This window comes from Pectobacterium jejuense (assembly GCF_026800125.1).
Taxonomy (GTDB): Bacteria; Pseudomonadota; Gammaproteobacteria; order Enterobacterales; family Enterobacteriaceae; genus Pectobacterium; species Pectobacterium jejuense.
Window position 1 is genome coordinate 354,242 of record NZ_JAPQKX010000003.1, and the last position, 17,290, is coordinate 371,531.

Here is a 17,290-nt window from a genome sequence, read left to right on the forward strand (position 1 = left end):
CCTGATTATTTAGCTGAAGAACGGTAAGTCTGAATCAAGTCAATAAAGTGGTCGAACAGCGGCGCGGCATCGTGCGGGCCTGGGCTCGCTTCTGGGTGACCCTGGAAGCTGAACGCGGGCTTATCCGTGCGGTGAATCCCCTGAACGGTGTGGTCAAACAGGGATTTATGCGTGACACGCAGCGTGGCAGGCAGGTTATTTTCATCAACCGCAAAGCCGTGGTTCTGCGCGGTAATCATCACACAGTTGTTATCCAGATCTTTGACCGGATGGTTGCCACCGTGGTGACCCAGCTTCATTTTGATGGTCTTCGCACCGCTCGCCAGTGCCAGCAGTTGGTGACCCAGACAGATGCCGAATACCGGAATATCCGTTTCCAGGAAGGTTTTGATCGCGCGAATCGCGTAGTCACACGGCTCTGGGTCGCCCGGGCCGTTAGAGAGGAAAATGCCGTCTGGATTTAGCTTCAGTACGTCCTCAGCAGGTGTCTGCGCGGGAACGACCGTCAGGCGGCAGCCGCGATCCACCAGCATACGCAGAATGTTGCGTTTCACACCGTAGTCATAAGCCACAACGTGGTAAGGCAGTTCGCTTTCGTTTTTCGCCGCAGGCAATTCGCCTTCCAGCGTCCAGCTTCCCTGTAACCAGCTGTAGCTTTCTGCCGTCGTCACTTCTTTTGCCAGATCCATGCCCTTCAGCCCTGGGAAGGCTTTCGCTTTCTCCAGCGCGACGGCAGCGTCCGGCGCATCACCCGCGATGATGCAGCCATTCTGTGCGCCTTTCTCACGCAGCAGACGGGTCAGTTTACGGGTATCGATATCAGCAATGGCGACGATGTTGTTGCGTTTGAGGTATTCAGACAGGCTTTCTTCACTACGGTAGTTGCTGGCAATCAGAGGTAAATCGCGAATAACCAGACCTTGAGCCTGTACAGAGGGGGATTCTTCATCGTTGGCATTGGCGCCGACATTACCGATATGGGGATAAGTGAGAGTGACAATCTGGCGGGAATAGGAAGGATCAGTAAGGATTTCTTGATAACCGGTCATCGACGTATTGAAGACCACTTCCCCCACTGCCGACCCTTCTGCCCCAATGGCCCGACCGTGGAATTGGGTTCCGTCTTCCAGAACCAATAGCGCTGACTTAATCAAAACACCCTCCAAGGAATAAACAATCACGTTATTTGCATATTAATTCAGATTCGAGCCACTAAATCAATGCAAAAACTACCTGTAAGGCCAATTTTTGGCAAATTGGGCGCATTTTAATGATGGTCTTCCTGATTGTCTACCCAAACCGCTTTTTTTCTCTTATTTTTATGCTTTCCGAAATAAATAGCCGCCCACTGACGTAAAAAACCCGATCAACTTAGATAAGTAAACGGTTGCGAGACAACATCGCTAAAATAAGGATAACAAATCGCCAGCAAGGCACTTTTCAGGAGTCACAAGGAAGAATTGGCGCTAAAAAACCGAATAAAAAACAGATAAAAAGAAACAATAGATAAAAATTGAAACGTAACTGGCAAAAATAAAGGTGATCATAAAAATAACCACCTTTATCAGCTAGATATAATTTTTTATAAAAAAACAAACACTACAAATCGTCCAGAGAAAGCACATCTCTCATATCAAAAATGCCACTTTCTTTAGAACTAATCCAGATAGCCGCTCTTACTGCACCATTGGCAAATGTCATACGGCTGGATGCCTTGTGGGTTATCTCAACGCGCTCGCCAATATCAGCAAACATCGCCGTATGTTCACCGACAATATCGCCCGCTCGCACGGTCGCAAAACCAATGCTTTTCGGATCGCGTTCACCCGTATGGCCTTCACGCGCGTACACGGCACAGGACTTCAGATCGCGTCCCAGCGCATCGGCGATCGCTTCGCCCATCGCCAGCGCGGTGCCCGATGGCGCATCCACTTTGTGGCGGTGGTGTGCTTCAATGATTTCGATATCAGTATAGTCGCCCATGACCTTGGCAGCTTTTTCCAGCAGCTTTAGCATGACATTGACGCCAACGCTGAAGTTCGCCGCAAACACAATCCCGATATCCTGCGCCGCCTGCTTAATCGCCGCTTTCCCTGCGTCATCAAAGCCGGTTGTCCCAATAATCATGCCTTTACGGTGCTGACGGCAAAATGCCAGATGCGCTAAGGTGCCTTCCGGACGGGTGAAGTCGATCAAAATATCGAAATCATTCTGCACGGCATCCAGGCTTTCATTCACGGTAATACCGCTTTTACCCAGCCCGGCGAGTTCACCGGCATCGCTTCCTATCAGAGACGAACCAGAACGCTCCAGCGCCGCGCCCAATACCGCGCCGTCCATTTGCTCGATAGCCTGAATCAGCTGGCGTCCCATACGGCCGCCCGCCCCTACAACCGCAATACGGATGGATGAATCCTTCATAATGTCTCTCTCTTTTTTGATCCTGACGACATAAAAATAACATCAGGTTAACGGGCACTGCGCACTATCGCCAGCGGATTTACCGCCAGATTAGAAAATACTGTTTGAAGCCGCAGAAAATCAGCAAAACTGTCTCACCACAGCCAGCAAAATGGCGCATCAGAGCGATGAAAAACCGCAAGGGATTTGAAGATAAGTAGAAGTGGTCAAAATTAAACCACATAACATAACGCATAAAAATTCATTTTTATGCATTAACATTTTCACGAATGAATAACAGCGAGTAAGAAAATGGGGGTATAAAAGCGATAGGGCCGGAGGAGCCCTACCGCAGAAACAACATTAATCTATCTGTTTGACTTCAACACGCAGCTCTTTCGGCACTTCAAAGACGATGTTTTCTTCACGTCCCTGCATCTCAACCGCCACCTTGCCGCCTAACTCTTTCAGGCGCTGAATCACCTGTTGTACCAGAATATCCGGTGCGGATGCGCCTGCGGTTACTCCAACATGCGAAGCACCCGCTAGCCATGACTCCTGGATATCTTCCGCTGAATCTATCAGATAAGCCGCTTTCCCCGCGCGCTGTGCCAATTCAGCCAGACGGTTGGAGTTTGAGGAGTTTTTAGAGCCGACGACAAACACGACATCCGCCTTATCCGACAAGTGGCGAACGGCTTCCTGACGATTGGTCGTGGCATAGCAGATGTCATCTTTACGCGGACCGACGATCTGCGGGAAACGCTCACGTAACGCATCAATCACCGCATAGGTGTCATCAACAGAAAGCGTGGTTTGCGTCATAAAGCACAGGTTGCTTTCGTCTTTTACCTGTAGCTGCCAGACATCCTCAGGGGATTCCACCAGATACATGCCGCCGTCCGCATTGCTGTACTGCCCCATCGTTCCTTCAACTTCAGGGTGCCCGGCATGCCCGATAAGAATCGCTTCTACACCTTTCTTACTGGCTCTGGCCACTTCCATATGTACCTTGGTCACCAGCGGACAGGTCGCATCGAATACCGTCAGATCGCGGTTTTTGGCCTCATTACGTACCGCTTGCGAAACGCCATGTGCAGAGAAAATCAGAATCGCACCATCCGGTACGTCTTCAATCTGCTCAATAAAAATCGCGCCACGTTCGCGTAATCCGTTGACCACATAGCGGTTATGTACCACTTCATGACGGACGTAGATCGGCGTACCAAAAAGCTCCAGCGCACGTTCCACAATGCTGATAGCCCGATCGACACCGGCACAAAAGCCGCGCGGATTAGCCAGCAGGATCTGCATGAGTCACCTCCTGTTGTACGGGATCGATATCCAGCACTTCAAGATCGAAGGTAATCGCCTGACCGGATAGAGGGTGGTTGAAATCCACGGTGACCGACTCTTCGGTCACATCGCGGATAATCCCCGGCATATCATTTCCGGCAACGCCGCTGAACAGCATGATGGTGCCAACATCCGGCACACCGGTCTGGGCAAAATCACGACGCAGGAAGAATTGGATCAGGTTCGGATTGGTCGGCCCAAAGGCCGACTCCGGCGGCAGCGTAAACTTGCGTTTATCGCCACGCTTCAATCCCAACAGCTGTTGTTCCAACGCGTCAGACAGGCTGCCGTCGCCAAGGCGAAACAGCGCTGGTTTGCCGCGCTCACGCGTAGATTCAGCCGCTGAGCCATCCTCTAGCGTCAGAATAAAATGCACCAGCAGCGCGCTGTTATGCTGAACACTCTCGGACATCAGTGACCCTTTTGCTTAACGGTATCAGTATCATCATGCGTACTGAAAAATCCTTCCAGTACGATGAGTGCCGCACCAATACAGATAGCGGTATCGGCAAGGTTAAACGTGGCGAAATGCCAATCACCGACATAGAAATCGATGAAGTCGACAACAAATCCGTGCCATGTCCGGTCGAACAGATTGCCCAGTGCGCCGCCGATAATCAGCGAATACGCAATGTTATTCAGCCGCTGTTTGACGCTGCCACGGTACATCATCACCAGCAGGGCAACCACGATAGCAATCGCGATGCCGGCAAAGAACCAGCGTTGCCAACCGCCTTTATCCGCCAGGAAGCTGAATGCTGCGCCGTAGTTACGGGCGTAATGCAGATTCAGAGACGGCATCACTGGCACTGTATCTCCCAGCGCAAAGTGGGCAAGGATCCACTGCTTGCTGCCAAGATCGACAATTAAAACCAGTATCGCCAGCCAGAGCCAGCGCAGTCCACTCGAACAGATCTTATTCATCAGACAAATTTACGCTCTTCGCCGTTACCGCCCACGTTAGTCGCACAGCGACCACACACTTCAGGATGCTCGGCATTGCTACCGATATCCGTCTCGTAATGCCAGCAGCGTGGACACTTGTGCCCTTCTGCCTCACTTAAGGCAATTTTCAGTCCGGTGAGTTCCGTTGCCTGCGCGCTATCCGGCGCATTTTCATAACGTTCCACCAGCGCTTTTGACGTCAACAGCGCAAAGTGCAGTTCCTGACGCAGCTGATTCAGCTTGCCCGCCAGATTGGCGTCGGCATACAGCGTAACGGAGGCTTCCAACGAGCCACCGATGCGTTTGTCATTACGCGCTTGCTCGATGACTTTGTTCACTTCGCTACGTACTTTCAGAACATCAGCCCAGAACGCATCGTTCATGGTTTCTGCGCTATCCAGCGAGAACAGACCGTCATACCACTCTTCGGTAAAGACGTACTGCGCACGCTCACCCGGCAGGTAGTTCCAGATCTCATCTGCGGTGAAGGACATAATCGGTGCCATCCAGCGAACCAGTGCTTCAGAGATATGGTACAGCGCGGTCTGGCAGCTACGGCGTGCGACGCTGTCGCCTTTTGCCGTGTACTGACGATCTTTAATGATATCCAGATAGAACGAGCCCATTTCGATCGAGCAGAACTGCATCAGGCGCTGTACGACACGGTGGAAATCATAGCTTTCATACGCTTCGAGGATCTCTTCCTGTGCCGCTTTCGCACAGCCTACTGCCCAGCGATCCAGCACAACCATGTCTTCTGGTTTCACCATATGTTGCTGTGGATCGAACCCATTCAGGTTCGCCAACAGGAAACGCGCGGTGTTACGGATACGGCGATAGGCATCGGCGGAACGCTTCAGGATCTCATCGGATACAGCGATTTCACCGGAATAATCCGTTGAACCGATCCACAGACGTAGAATGTCGGCACCGAGTTTGTTCATTACATCCTGCGGGCTGACAGTATTCCCGATCGATTTGGACATCTTGCGGCCCTGACCATCAACGGTGAAACCGTGGGTCAGCACCTGACGGTAAGGCGCTTTGCCTTTGATCGCCGTAGAGATCATCAGGGAAGACATGAACCAGCCACGATGCTGGTCGGAACCTTCCAGATACATATCCGCTGCGTGACCGCCGAATTCAGGGCGAACATCCACAACAGACGCGTGCGTTGATCCAGAATCGAACCACACGTCCAGCGTATCCGGCACTTTGACGTAGTTGTCAGCATCTGCGCCCAGCACATCGGCCGGATCGAGATCCCACCATGCCTGAATGCCATCGGCTTCCACACGTTTCGCTACCGCTTCGATCAGCTCAGCGGTACGCGGATGCAGCTCTTCCGTCTCTTTATGAACGAACAGCGACATCGGCACGCCCCAGGTACGCTGACGGGAGATACACCAGTCAGGACGGTTGGCGACCATCGCTTCGATACGCGCCTGACCCCAATCCGGGATCCACTGCACGCCTTTGATTTCAGACAGCGACTGCTTACGCAGGCCTTTCTGATCCATGCTGACAAACCATTGTGGCGTGGCACGGAAAATGATCGGTGACTTGTGGCGCCAGCAGCACGGGTAGCTGTGCTGCAATTTCTCTACGTGCAGCAACATGCCTTTTTCACGCAGGATTTCAACGATCAGGTCGTTGGCTTTGAAAACGAATTTGCCATCCAGTTCAGGATAGGTGCCGCTCAGGTAGCAGCCGTTCGGTCCAACCGGGTTGGCGATTTCCAGATTGTATTTCTGGCTGATCACATAGTCGTCAGGACCGTGACCACCGGCGGTATGCACCGCACCGGTACCTGCATCCAGCGTGACGTGCTCGCCCAGAATAGCCGGTACGTCAAAGCCCAGGAACGGATGTTTGAAACGCAGCAGCTCAAGATCCGCGCCTTTGCAGTCGCCCAGCACTTGCCACTGTGTCACGCCTGCGCGCTTCATCACGCTTTCAACCAGATCGGTCGCCAGAATCAGCGCCTGACCATCAATCTGCACCAGCTGATAATCGAATTCCGCATTCAGCGAGATCGCACGGTTTGCCGGCAGCGTCCACGGCGTGGTCGTCCAGATCACCAGCGAAACAGGGCCGTCTACGCTATTCACGCCAAATTTGGCTAATACCGCGGCCACATCGCTGGCGTTAAACGCGACATCAATGGATGGAGAGGTTTTGTCGTAATATTCGACTTCCGCTTCCGCCAGCGCGGAACCACAGTCGGCACACCAGTGAACCGGCTTGGCACCCTTGTGCAGGTGGCCGTTTTCAATGATGCGGCCCAGCGCACGAATGATGTTCGCTTCGGTTTTGAAATCCATCGTCAGGTAAGGACGATCCCAGTCACCCAGCACGCCAAGACGAATAAAGTCGGCTTTCTGACCCGCAACCTGCTCTGCCGCATATTTACGGCACTCAGCGCGGAATTCTGCGGCGCTGACTTTCTCGCCCGGCTTACCGATCAGCTGTTCTACTTTCAGTTCAATCGGCAGACCGTGGCAGTCCCAGCCCGGTACATAAGGGGAGTCGTAGCCAGACAGACCTTTTGATTTAACAATAATATCTTTCAGAATCTTGTTAACTGAGTGACCAATGTGAATGCTGCCGTTCGCATACGGAGGGCCATCGTGCAGAATGAAGGTCTTCTTTCCCTTCTTCGCATTGCGAATAATCCCGTACAGATCCTGCTCATACCAACGTTTCAGCATGTCAGGTTCGCGCTTGGCCAGATCGCCACGCATCGGGAACCCTGTTTCCGGCAAGTTCAGGGTAGTCTTATAGTCACTCATTAGATTCTCGATTTCGTTTCGGCTAGAAAAATTAAACCGGTGTCTTTAACCCGAAGAACGTCCGGGCTGTCACCACATCATCGGCGATTTGCTGTTTTAACGCATCGAGCGAAGCAAAACGCTGTTCATTACGGATCTTTTTACGCAGTACGACTTCAATATGACGACCATAGAGGTTCATCGTCACGTCCAGCAAATGCACTTCAAGCTGCTGGCGTTTGTCACCGTTTACGGTCGGACGCGTGCCAATGTTGGCAACGCCCGGTAGCGGTTCTTGCCCCAGCCCATAAACGCTGACGGCATACACGCCGCTAACAGGGGAAACCTGACGTTTCAGCGGCAGGTTGGCGGTAGGGAACCCAATGGTTCTCCCCAGTTCTTTGCCATGTTCCACACGCCCGGAAATGCTGTAAGGATGGCCCAACAGGCTTTCTGCCAGCTCAAGTTCATCACGACTGAGCGCTTCACGTACGGCAGTGCTGCTAACCCGTTTGCCGCTATTACAGAACGAATCGGTGCTGATGACATCAAATCCCGACTCACGCCCAGCCTTCTGTAATAACAGGAAATCTCCCTGACGACCAGCCCCGAAGCGGAAGTCATCTCCCACCACCAGAAACTTCACGCCCAATTTTTTCACCAGCAGGGAAGAAACGAACGTCTCCGCATCGTTGGCGGCAAAACGTGCGTCGAATCTGACGCACAGCAGATAGTCCACGCCGGCCTGCGCCAGATATTTCACCTTGTCACGCAGACGCGTCAGACGGGCGGGCGCTTTTTCAGCGGCGAAGAGCTCCAGCGGCTGTGGTTCAAAAATCATGACCATCACCGGCAGCCCACGAGCGCGACCTTCCTGCTTCAGTCGTTCAAGCAGCATTTGGTGTCCGAGGTGCACGCCGTCAAAATTACCAATAGTGAGCACACAGCCGTAATGGTGTGCCCGAAGATTGTGTATACCGCGAATTAGCTGCATGGCTGGCCCAGAACAAAGGGTTAATATTATGGAAATCGGCGGATTATACCTTGTACAGCGAGTAAGGTTAACCCGCGATTCGCGCCTTTTGCAGCCACCTTGTAAATCGTGCCAGTATTTGCACGTTTTTTAGCGGAATCATCGATGGATGACGCCTATGCGCAGAATATCCAGACGGCGGACAGCACATGCAATCCGACTTTACCGATGACAGACAGGGCTTTATCAAATTCAGGATGAATTTATGATGCGAAAAGCTGTATTCCACCGCGTGAAGCTGCTAAAATCCTGCGCCATCACAACGTAACAAGTGTCGACGTACAAACGACGCTTATTTGCACAAATCCATTGACAAACGAAGGCTAAACGAGCATATTCCACGGCCTTTGAATTGTCCTCGATTGAATATATTTGGGAGTTGGACCTTGGCTAATATCAAATCAGCTAAGAAACGCGCCGTACAATCTGAGAAGCGCCGTAAGCATAACGCAAGCCGTCGCTCAATGATGCGTACTTTCATCAAGAAAGTATACGCGGCGATCGCTACTGGCGATAAAGAAGCGGCACAGAAAGCATTTAATGACATGCAACCGATCGTGGATCGCCAGGCTGGTAAAGGCCTGATCCACAAGAACAAAGCTGCACGTCATAAATCCAATCTGGTTGCGCGCATCAACGCCATGCAATAATCACGCATCTGCGTGTTGTTGCTAAGAAAAAACCGGCCTAGGCCGGTTTTTTTGTGTCTGTGGTATCACAGAAGAGCGCTGAAAAATCCGCGTTACAGACGCGCTGCACCGCCGGATGTTGGATCATTCTGGCCGCAAAAATCGCGTAATACTCATCCTGAATGTTCTCAATCCTGCCGATCTCGACGATATCGCCCTGCTGGTAGATTTCATTGGCATACAGCGACGGGGCAACGAAAATCGCGTCGTTATTAATGCCGAACGCCGTCATCAGCGCCGCATCATCAAATTCGCCCAAAATAGTCGTCTGAATGTTCTGCGCAGTAAACCAGTTCAGCAGCTTACGTCCCAGCATAGTTCTCCGCCCGGGAATCAGCAGCTTACGTTGTTCAAGGCAGGCGGGGAAAGGCAGTTCAGGCTGCGGACGTTTACAATAAAAACTCACACCACATTCGCCCAGCTTGATTGAAAACAGCCCTTCCTGCTGCGTCGAATCCACCGGACAATCTGACAGAATCATATCCAGCTTATGCTGGCTCAACTGCTCCAGCAGCATTTCGTGCGTCGACTCAAAACAGCGTAAATGGATATGTTCCTGTTCCGTTACGACCGTTTCCAGCACCCTGCTCACCAGCCGTTTGGACAGCGCATCAGCCACGCCAACATCGAATAACAGGTTCGATTCTTTGCGGTAGTTCACAATATCCAACATTTCCTGGCTAAGCTGGAACATGCTATCCGCATAGCGAAAAACAAGCTGTCCCAGCTCCGTCGGTTCCAGCCCGCGCCCCTTACGTTTGAAGAGCTTGCCCTGTAAACGCTCTTCCAGGCATTTAATTTGCCCGGTAATGGTCTGCGGCGTTAAGAACAGCATTTCTGCCGCACCAGCCACGGATCCCGACTTATAAACCTGCCAGAAATAATAGAGATGATTAAAATTCAAATGAGACACACCCGCCCCCTCTTCGCGCCTCCGGCATAGCATCAACCCTTACACGGTTGCATCGCCTTGTCCAGCGTAGGCAAGACGCCGCGTAGCGCCAGATAGCCAAGCAGCGCAGCCAGCCCCGATGCCAACAAAATTCCCAGCTTGGCATAGGTAATCAATTCCGCATCGTCGCCGGAGAAGGCCAGCAGCGTAATGAATATCGACATAGTAAAGCCGATGCCACACAGCACTGACACCGCCACAATCTGGCTAAAGTGAACACCCGCGGGCAGACGCGCGTAGCCCAGCCGGATGGTTAGCCAACTGAACAAAGTAATGCCCAGCGGTTTACCAATCAGCAACCCGGCGGCAATGCCAAGGCTCAAAGGGGAAAACAGTTTTTCCAGCACAATCCCCTGCAACACAATGCCTGCGTTCGCGAAGGCAAACAGCGGAATAATCAGAAACGCGACCCACGTTTGTAAGCCATGTTCCAGCGTGGTTGCCGGAGAAGATTCCCCGTTGGACGTGCGCAAAGGAATAAAGAATCCGACGATCACTCCAGCCAGCGTCGCGTGAACACCACATTTCAGAATACAGACCCACAGGACGATCCCCACCAGCAAATAGGCGGAGGTTTTACCAACCTGCTGCCGGTTCATATAGGCCAGCGCCGCAATCGCCAGCACCGCACCACCCAGTGCAGGCCAGAAGATCTGCTGCGTATAAAACAGAGCGATAATCAGGATCGCCCCCAGATCGTCAATGATCGCCAGCGCTAGCAGGAAGACTTTCAGCCCAGCGGGAACACGCTTGCCTAATAACGTCAGCACACCAACAGCGAACGCGATATCTGTCGCTGCAGGAATCGCCCAGCCAGCGCGTGTCGTCTCATCATTGGCGTTGAAAAGCAGAAAGAGCAAGGCAGGAAAAATCATTCCGCCCACCGCAGCCGCCAGTGGCAGCATCGCCTGCTGACGGCTGGCTAACGTGCCTTCAACGAGCTCGCGTTTCACTTCCAGGCCAATCAGCAGGAAGAAAATTGCCATCAGCCCATCGTTAATCCACAGCAGCAGGTTCTTATTGATTTCCAGTGCGCCAAACCGCATTTCCACCGGCATCATCAGGAATTGTTGATAGCCAGCGGCAGTCACAGACCAGTTGGCAAATGCGATCGCCAAAACCGTTGCCATCATTAGCATCACACCAGCGGCGGCATCCAATCGAATAAAGCGACGAATCATTGTTATCATTGACTTAATCTCCCATCAGGCACGAACGCTAATACCGCACGTTCGCTTTCTTGCCGGCAAGATTACGTGACCTAACCACTCGTTAAAAGCAGATTAAAACTGGCTTAATAGTCGTAAAAATCGATCTATTGAATTGAGGCTCGAGAGGAAGGAATAAAAAACATCGGGCGTTTTTCAACGTTGTGCAGCAACGGTCGCAAGTTGGCGGACAGGGATCTCCGTCATAAAAAAACCGGCAGGTTTTACCCCACCGGTTTCTTATCACGCGTTAACGACAAACCATTAACGGGTTAAATCATCGAAAAATTTCTTCACGCCATCGAAAAAGTTCTTCGAGCGTGGGCTATTTCTCTCGCCAGACGGGCCACCAAAGCTCTCATCAAGCTCTTGCAACAGTTGTCTTTGACGCTCGTTCAGGTTAACCGGCGTTTCTACAACCACACGGCACAGCAGATCGCCCTGCGCACCGCCACGTACCGATTTCACGCCTTTGCCACGCATACGGAACAGTTTTCCGGTTTGCGTTTCGGCAGGCACTTTCAGCTTCACGCGGCCATCCAGCGTCGGAACTTCAATCTCGCCGCCTAATGCTGCCATCGCAAAATTAATCGGCACTTCGCAGTACAGATTGTTTTCTTCACGCTGGAAGATCGGGTGCGCTTTAACCTGCACCTGAACGTACAAATCACCTGACGGTGCGCCGTGCTCGCCCGCTTCGCCTTCACCAGACAAACGGATACGGTCGCCCGTGTCCACGCCCGCCGGAATTTTCACCGACAGCGTTTTGCTCTTTTCTACGCGACCATGACCGTGACATTTGACGCACGGATCTTTAATGATCTTACCGCGACCATGACAGTGCGGGCACGCCTGCTGCACGGTAAAGAAGCCCTGACGCATCTGAACCTGACCATTACCATGACAGGTCGGACAGGTGATCGGGGAGCTACCCGGCTTCGCGCCGTTGCCGTGGCACACATCACACTCTTCGAGTGCGGGAATACGGATCTCTTTGGTGACGCCACGTACCGCTTCTTCCAGCGTCAACTCCATGTTGTAGCGTAAATCGGATCCACGGCTCGCGCGCTGACGGCGACCGCCGCCAAAGATGTCTCCGAACACGTCGCCAAAAATATCACCAAAATCTGCACCGCCGCCGCCAAAGCCACCGCCGCCTCCGCCCATACCACCTTGCTCAAACGCCGCGTGACCGTACTGATCGTAGGCTGCGCGTTTTTGCGAATCGATAAGGATTTCGTAGGCTTCTTTGATCTCTTTGAACTTGGCTTCTGCCTCGTTATCACCAGGATTACGGTCCGGGTGGTACTTCATCGCCAGACGCTTGTATGCTTTCTTTATTTCGCGCTCATCCGCGTTTTTAGCAACGCCCAGGCTTTCGTAATAATCTTGCTTCGCCATTTCTTTTCCTGCCCCTCAACATGCGTGCACGGGCGCAGAGTTTCCTCGACGCCCGTGCTGATTGCCAGCAGTAGCCTTGTGGCTGCTACTGCGCCCGCTCAAGGGCGATTACTTTTTATCTTTGACTTCTTCAAACTCAGCATCAACGACATCGTCGTCGCGACGAGCAGAAGCATCATCAGCGGCACCTTCAGCGCCTGGCTGTGGCTGAGACGCTTCCAGCAGCTTGCCGGAAACCTGAACCAGCGCCTGAATTTTCGCTTCGATGTCTGCTTTGTCTTCGCCTTTCAGCGCGCTTTCCAGCGCTTTCAGTGCATCGTCAATGGCAGTTTTATCATCAGCGGCCAGTTTGTCGCCCACTTCTTCCAGCTGCTTACGCGTGCTGTGCAGCAGGTGATCGCCCTGGTTACGAGCCTGAACCAGCTCTTCAAACTTACGGTCAGATTCCGCATTTGCTTCTGCGTCACGTACCATTTTCTGGATTTCTTCTTCGTTCAGACCAGAAGATGCCTTGATGGTGATTTTCTGCTCGCGGCCGCTGTTCTTGTCTTTCGCAGAAACGTGCAGGATACCGTCAGCATCGATGTCAAAAGTCACTTCGATCTGTGGCATACCGCGCGGTGCAGCCTGAATACCATCCAGGTTAAACTGACCCAGAGATTTGTTGTCGTGCGCACGCTTACGCTCACCCTGCAGAACATGGATCGTTACCGCAGACTGGTTGTCTTCCGCCGTCGAGAACACCTGACTGTGTTTAGTCGGGATCGTCGTGTTTTTGGCGATCAGCGGAGTCATCACGCCGCCCATCGTTTCGATACCCAGAGACAGCGGAGTTACGTCCAGCAGCAGAACGTCTTTCACGTCACCTGACAAGACACCGCCCTGAACCGCAGCACCGATAGCAACAGCTTCGTCTGGGTTCACGTCTTTACGTGGCTCTTTACCGAAGAAGTCAGCAACTTTCTTCTGTACCAGAGGCATACGCGTCTGACCACCAACCAGAATCACGTCCTGAATTTCAGAAACGGACAGGCCAGCATCCTGCAACGCCACTTTCAGCGGCTCTAGAGAACGGTTCACCAGCTCTTCTACCAGTGATTCCAGTTTCGCACGCGTTACTTTAATATTCAGGTGCTTAGGACCGGTAGCGTCTGCCGTGATGTACGGCAGGTTAACGTCGGTCTGCTGTGCAGAAGACAGCTCGATCTTGGCTTTTTCTGCTGCTTCTTTCAGACGCTGCATAGCCAGTGGATCGTTGCGCAGGTCGAAACCTTGCTCTTTCTTAAACTCGTCAACCAGATAGTTGATCATGCGGCTATCGAAGTCTTCACCACCCAGGTGCGTATCACCATTGGTCGCCAGAACTTCAAAGGTTTTTTCGCCATCAACTTCGTCGATTTCGATGATGGAAATATCGAACGTACCGCCGCCCAGGTCGTAAACCGCGATAGTGCGGTTGCCAACTTCTTTATCCAGACCGTACGCCAGCGCTGCCGCTGTCGGTTCGTTGATGATACGTTTGACTTCCAGACCCGCGATACGGCCGGCATCTTTAGTTGCCTGACGCTGCGCATCGTTAAAGTAAGCGGGTACGGTGATAACCGCTTCGGTGATGGTCTCACCCAGATAGTCTTCCGCCGTTTTCTTCATTTTTTTCAGCACTTCAGCTGAAATCTGCGGCGGAGCCATTTTCTGATCTTTCACTTCCAGCCATGCATCGCCATTATCTGCCGCGATGATTTTGTACGGCATGATGTTGGCATCACGCTGAACTTCTTCGTCTTTGAAACGACGGCCAATCAGGCGCTTGATAGCAAACAGTGTATTTTTCGGGTTGGTCACTGCCTGACGTTTAGCCGGTTGGCCAACCAGAGTTTCACCATCTTGCGTATAAGCAATGATTGAAGGCGTGGTGCGATCGCCTTCGCTATTTTCCAGTACTTTTACCTGAGTACCGTCAATAATCGCGACACAAGAGTTGGTTGTACCCAGGTCGATACCAATAATCTTACCCATCTAAACATCTCCACTAAAAAGTCATATTCGGTATGGTGGTTAAACCTACTGTGCGGGCGAAATGTCATTTTTCAACAAGATTTCTCGTTTTCTAACGACACACCCTCGTTTTTCATCAGCAGCACACGTTTCATTTTCATGCTAACCACCGATGTAACGGCCCGACACACGCCTTTGCGGCAGGTCAAACTGTTTCGGTTGGAAATAAGATGGGGCCAACATTTCTATCATCAAGGGGGGAAGATGAAAAAAAATGACCTTTATCCCTCGTACGATCAAACTATTCTGCCTTCCCCATGTTGTGTCCGTTCCAAACGCCCGATATGATGCCGCGCCCGCCGCAGAAATGGGGACATTTCCCTACATAATGGCGGGCAATAACACCTAAACGACACCTATCCCAACGTGATTGGCGCACTCGCTAACCTTAATGCCGCGCCCGACGCGAAGGGACTATTAATAATCTGTTATTGCAGAGGATTTATGAGCACGAACACGTTGGCAAATCCTGGTCCATTAGGACTGATGGGCTTCGGGATGACCACTATTCTGTTAAACCTGCACAACGCAGGCTTTTTCCCACTTTCTTCCATCATTCTCAGCATGGGTATTTTCTACGGCGGTATTGCCCAGATTCTGGCTGGCCTGCTGGAATATAAAAAAGGGAATACGTTTGGCGTGACCGCATTTACGTCTTATGGCGCATTCTGGCTGACGTTGGTTGCCATTCTCGTACTGCCAAAAATGGGTCTGGCGGAAGCCAGCGACGCGCAATTCCTTGGCGTATTCCTTGGTCTGTGGGGCGTCTTCACGCTGTTTATGTTCTTCGGTACATTCGGCACCAACCGCGCCCTGCAATTTGTCTTCGGCAGCCTGACCGTGCTGTTTGCTCTGCTGGCCGTAGGCAACTTCACCGGCAACCACGCCCTGCTGACCTTCGCGGGTTACGAAGGCATCATCTGTGGCGCTAGCGCGATTTATCTGGCAATGGCTGAAGTGCTGAACGAGAAGTTTGGCCGCACCGTACTGCCAATTGGTGCTCGTGGCGCGTCTCACTAAGTTCTGACGTAATACAAATACTGCGTTACATGCTAACGAGCCCTGTCAGATTGACAGGGCTCGTTTGTTTTTGATGACGCGCTATTTTTTGATAACAGCGTGCTTAAACTTCGACGGGCGAACGATCGCGCGCGTCGCTATCGGCCGAAGCACGCGAATCCGCATCCAGATCGCGCTGCAAGTAAATCCCCAACAGCAATCCCACGGCAGCCAGCGTCAGGACATAGAAGGCAGGCGCCATCGGCGTCGCTTTCATAATCAGCGTCACGAAGACTGGGGTCAGGCCACCGAAAATGGCGTAGGAAACGTTGTAGGAAAAAGAAATCCCTGAGAACCGCACTGCCGCCGGGAACGCTCGCACCATGACATACGGTACGCCACCCACCACACCAACGCTGAGCCCCACAACTGCATAGCTGACAAAGAGCAACGTCGTGCTGCTTGCTGCCGAGCTATAAAAGAACCAGCTACAAGCGGCCAGCGACAGGCTACCCACAATAAACAGCTTGCTGGCACCGAACCGGTCAACCAGCAGCCCCGCACCGACGCAACCCACCATAAGCGCAATCGTTGCCAGACAGTTCGCCTGCAATGCCAGCGCAGCAGGAATTCCGTGGACTTTTTGCAGGTAGGTCGGTGCCATCAGAATCACGACGACAATGCACGCAGACAGCAGCCAGGTCAGCAGCATGGAAACAACAACCGCGCGTTTATGATTTAAGACGACAGATTTCAGCGGCAGCTCTTCCGCCAGCTTTTTCTGCTCACGCATTTCCATAAAAATGGGGGTTTCCTGCAACCAACGGCGCAGATACATAGCGACAAGGCCGAATACCCCGCCGATGAAGAACGGCAGACGCCAGCCACCGCCCGACATCTGCTCTGGCGTGAGCACCGTGTTCAGCAACGTCGCGATCAGCGAGCCCAGCAGAATCCCCATCGTCAAGCCGGCAGTCAGCGTACCGCAGGCAAACCCAATGCGGGCGCGCGGCACATGTTCCGCAACGAAGACCCACGCACCGGGGACTTCCCCACCGATTGCGGCACCTTGCAGCACGCGCATTAACAGCAGTAAAAGCGGTGCCGCAATACCAATGGCTTCATAGGTTGGCAGCAAGCCCATTGCCAGCGTCGGTAACGCCATCAGCAATATGCTCAGGCTGAACATTTTCTTACGTCCACTCTTGTCGCCAAAGTGGGCCATGATGATGCCCCCAAGCGGGCGGGCCAGATAGCCTGCGGCGAAAATACCGAACGTCTGTACCTGCCGCAGCCATTCAGGAATATCTGGTGGGAAAAAGAGATCGCCAATCACGGCGGCAAAGAAGACGAAAATAATAAAATCGTAAAACTCTAACGCGCCACCCAGCGCAGCCAGAGACAGCGTTTTGTAGTCCTGCCGGTTCAACCGGCGAGGATGGGCGTGTTGATCCTGAGTCATAAGTTACCGTGCATTGCCA

At 52.5% G+C, this 17,290-nt stretch carries 14 protein-coding genes; 2 read left to right on the forward strand and 12 right to left on the reverse strand.

The genetic code is table 11. The features are described 5' to 3' along the window. Positions 1-5: 5 nt before the first annotated feature. The 7 genes from carA to ribF form a co-directional block, all read right to left on the reverse strand. Positions 6-1,154: a glutamine-hydrolyzing carbamoyl-phosphate synthase small subunit gene (gene carA, locus NXT09_RS07965; RefSeq protein WP_010306691.1), complete on the reverse strand. Its 1,149-nt coding sequence runs from the start codon at positions 1,152-1,154 to the stop codon at positions 6-8. Between the two features lie 445 nt (positions 1,155-1,599). After that, positions 1,600-2,421: a 4-hydroxy-tetrahydrodipicolinate reductase gene (gene dapB / locus NXT09_RS07970; protein WP_240583804.1), complete on the reverse strand. Its 822-nt coding sequence runs from the start codon at positions 2,419-2,421 to the stop codon at positions 1,600-1,602. Positions 2,422-2,763: 342 nt separating this feature from the next. Next, the gene (gene ispH / locus NXT09_RS07975) at positions 2,764-3,714 is read right to left on the reverse strand and encodes a 4-hydroxy-3-methylbut-2-enyl diphosphate reductase (RefSeq protein ID WP_014916702.1); all 951 of its coding nucleotides are present in this window, start codon (positions 3,712-3,714) and stop codon (positions 2,764-2,766) included. Next, positions 3,695-4,168 carry an FKBP-type peptidyl-prolyl cis-trans isomerase gene (gene fkpB / locus NXT09_RS07980; protein ID WP_268579356.1) on the reverse strand — a complete coding sequence of 158 codons (474 nt, stop codon included), beginning with the start codon at positions 4,166-4,168 and terminating at the stop codon, positions 3,695-3,697. The genes ispH and fkpB overlap by 20 nt, the downstream gene beginning before the upstream one ends. Beyond that, entirely contained in the window at positions 4,168-4,683 is a 516-nt protein-coding gene (gene lspA / locus NXT09_RS07985) for a signal peptidase II (RefSeq protein WP_094371036.1), read from the reverse strand. The genes fkpB and lspA overlap by 1 nt, the downstream gene beginning before the upstream one ends. Beyond that, a complete protein-coding gene (ileS, locus tag NXT09_RS07990; RefSeq protein ID WP_268579357.1) occupies positions 4,680-7,493 on the reverse strand; it encodes an isoleucine--tRNA ligase in 2,814 nt (937 codons plus the stop codon). Before ileS ends, lspA begins: the two co-directional genes overlap by 4 nt. Before the next feature lie 31 nt (positions 7,494-7,524). Continuing rightward, positions 7,525-8,466, reverse strand: coding sequence for a bifunctional riboflavin kinase/FAD synthetase (gene ribF / locus NXT09_RS07995; protein WP_268579358.1), 942 nt, complete (start codon positions 8,464-8,466; stop codon positions 7,525-7,527). Positions 8,467-8,891: 425 nt separating this feature from the next. Between ribF and rpsT the strand changes: the two genes are divergently transcribed. Further along, positions 8,892-9,155 carry a 30S ribosomal protein S20 gene (gene rpsT, locus NXT09_RS08000; protein WP_010681770.1) on the forward strand — a complete coding sequence of 88 codons (264 nt, stop codon included), beginning with the start codon at positions 8,892-8,894 and terminating at the stop codon, positions 9,153-9,155. A gap of 37 nt (positions 9,156-9,192) precedes the next feature. On the opposite strand, the gene nhaR is transcribed toward rpsT, so the two are convergent. From nhaR to dnaK, 4 genes are all read right to left on the reverse strand, one after another. Next, positions 9,193-10,107, reverse strand: coding sequence for a transcriptional activator NhaR (nhaR, locus tag NXT09_RS08005; RefSeq protein ID WP_268579359.1), 915 nt, complete (start codon positions 10,105-10,107; stop codon positions 9,193-9,195). A 32-nt stretch (positions 10,108-10,139) separates the two neighbouring features. Then, positions 10,140-11,336: a Na+/H+ antiporter NhaA gene (gene nhaA / locus NXT09_RS08010; protein ID WP_268579360.1), complete on the reverse strand. Its 1,197-nt coding sequence runs from the start codon at positions 11,334-11,336 to the stop codon at positions 10,140-10,142. Positions 11,337-11,618: 282 nt separating this feature from the next. After that, positions 11,619-12,755 (reverse strand): molecular chaperone DnaJ, encoded by a 1,137-nt coding sequence (gene dnaJ, locus NXT09_RS08015; RefSeq protein ID WP_205551774.1) that lies wholly within the window; start codon positions 12,753-12,755, stop codon positions 11,619-11,621. 108 nt (positions 12,756-12,863) lie between these two features. Continuing rightward, positions 12,864-14,771 carry a molecular chaperone DnaK gene (gene dnaK / locus NXT09_RS08020; protein WP_205551776.1) on the reverse strand — a complete coding sequence of 636 codons (1,908 nt, stop codon included), beginning with the start codon at positions 14,769-14,771 and terminating at the stop codon, positions 12,864-12,866. Positions 14,772-15,254: 483 nt separating this feature from the next. On the opposite strand from dnaK, the gene satP reads away from it, so the two are divergent. Next, on the forward strand, positions 15,255-15,830 hold the full coding sequence (satP, locus tag NXT09_RS08025) for an acetate uptake transporter (protein ID WP_005973207.1): 576 nt from the start codon (positions 15,255-15,257) through the stop codon (positions 15,828-15,830). Between the two features lie 103 nt (positions 15,831-15,933). On the opposite strand, the gene NXT09_RS08030 is transcribed toward satP, so the two are convergent. Next, positions 15,934-17,271: an MFS transporter gene (locus tag NXT09_RS08030; RefSeq protein WP_268579362.1), complete on the reverse strand. Its 1,338-nt coding sequence runs from the start codon at positions 17,269-17,271 to the stop codon at positions 15,934-15,936. Positions 17,272-17,290: the final 19 nt, after the last annotated feature.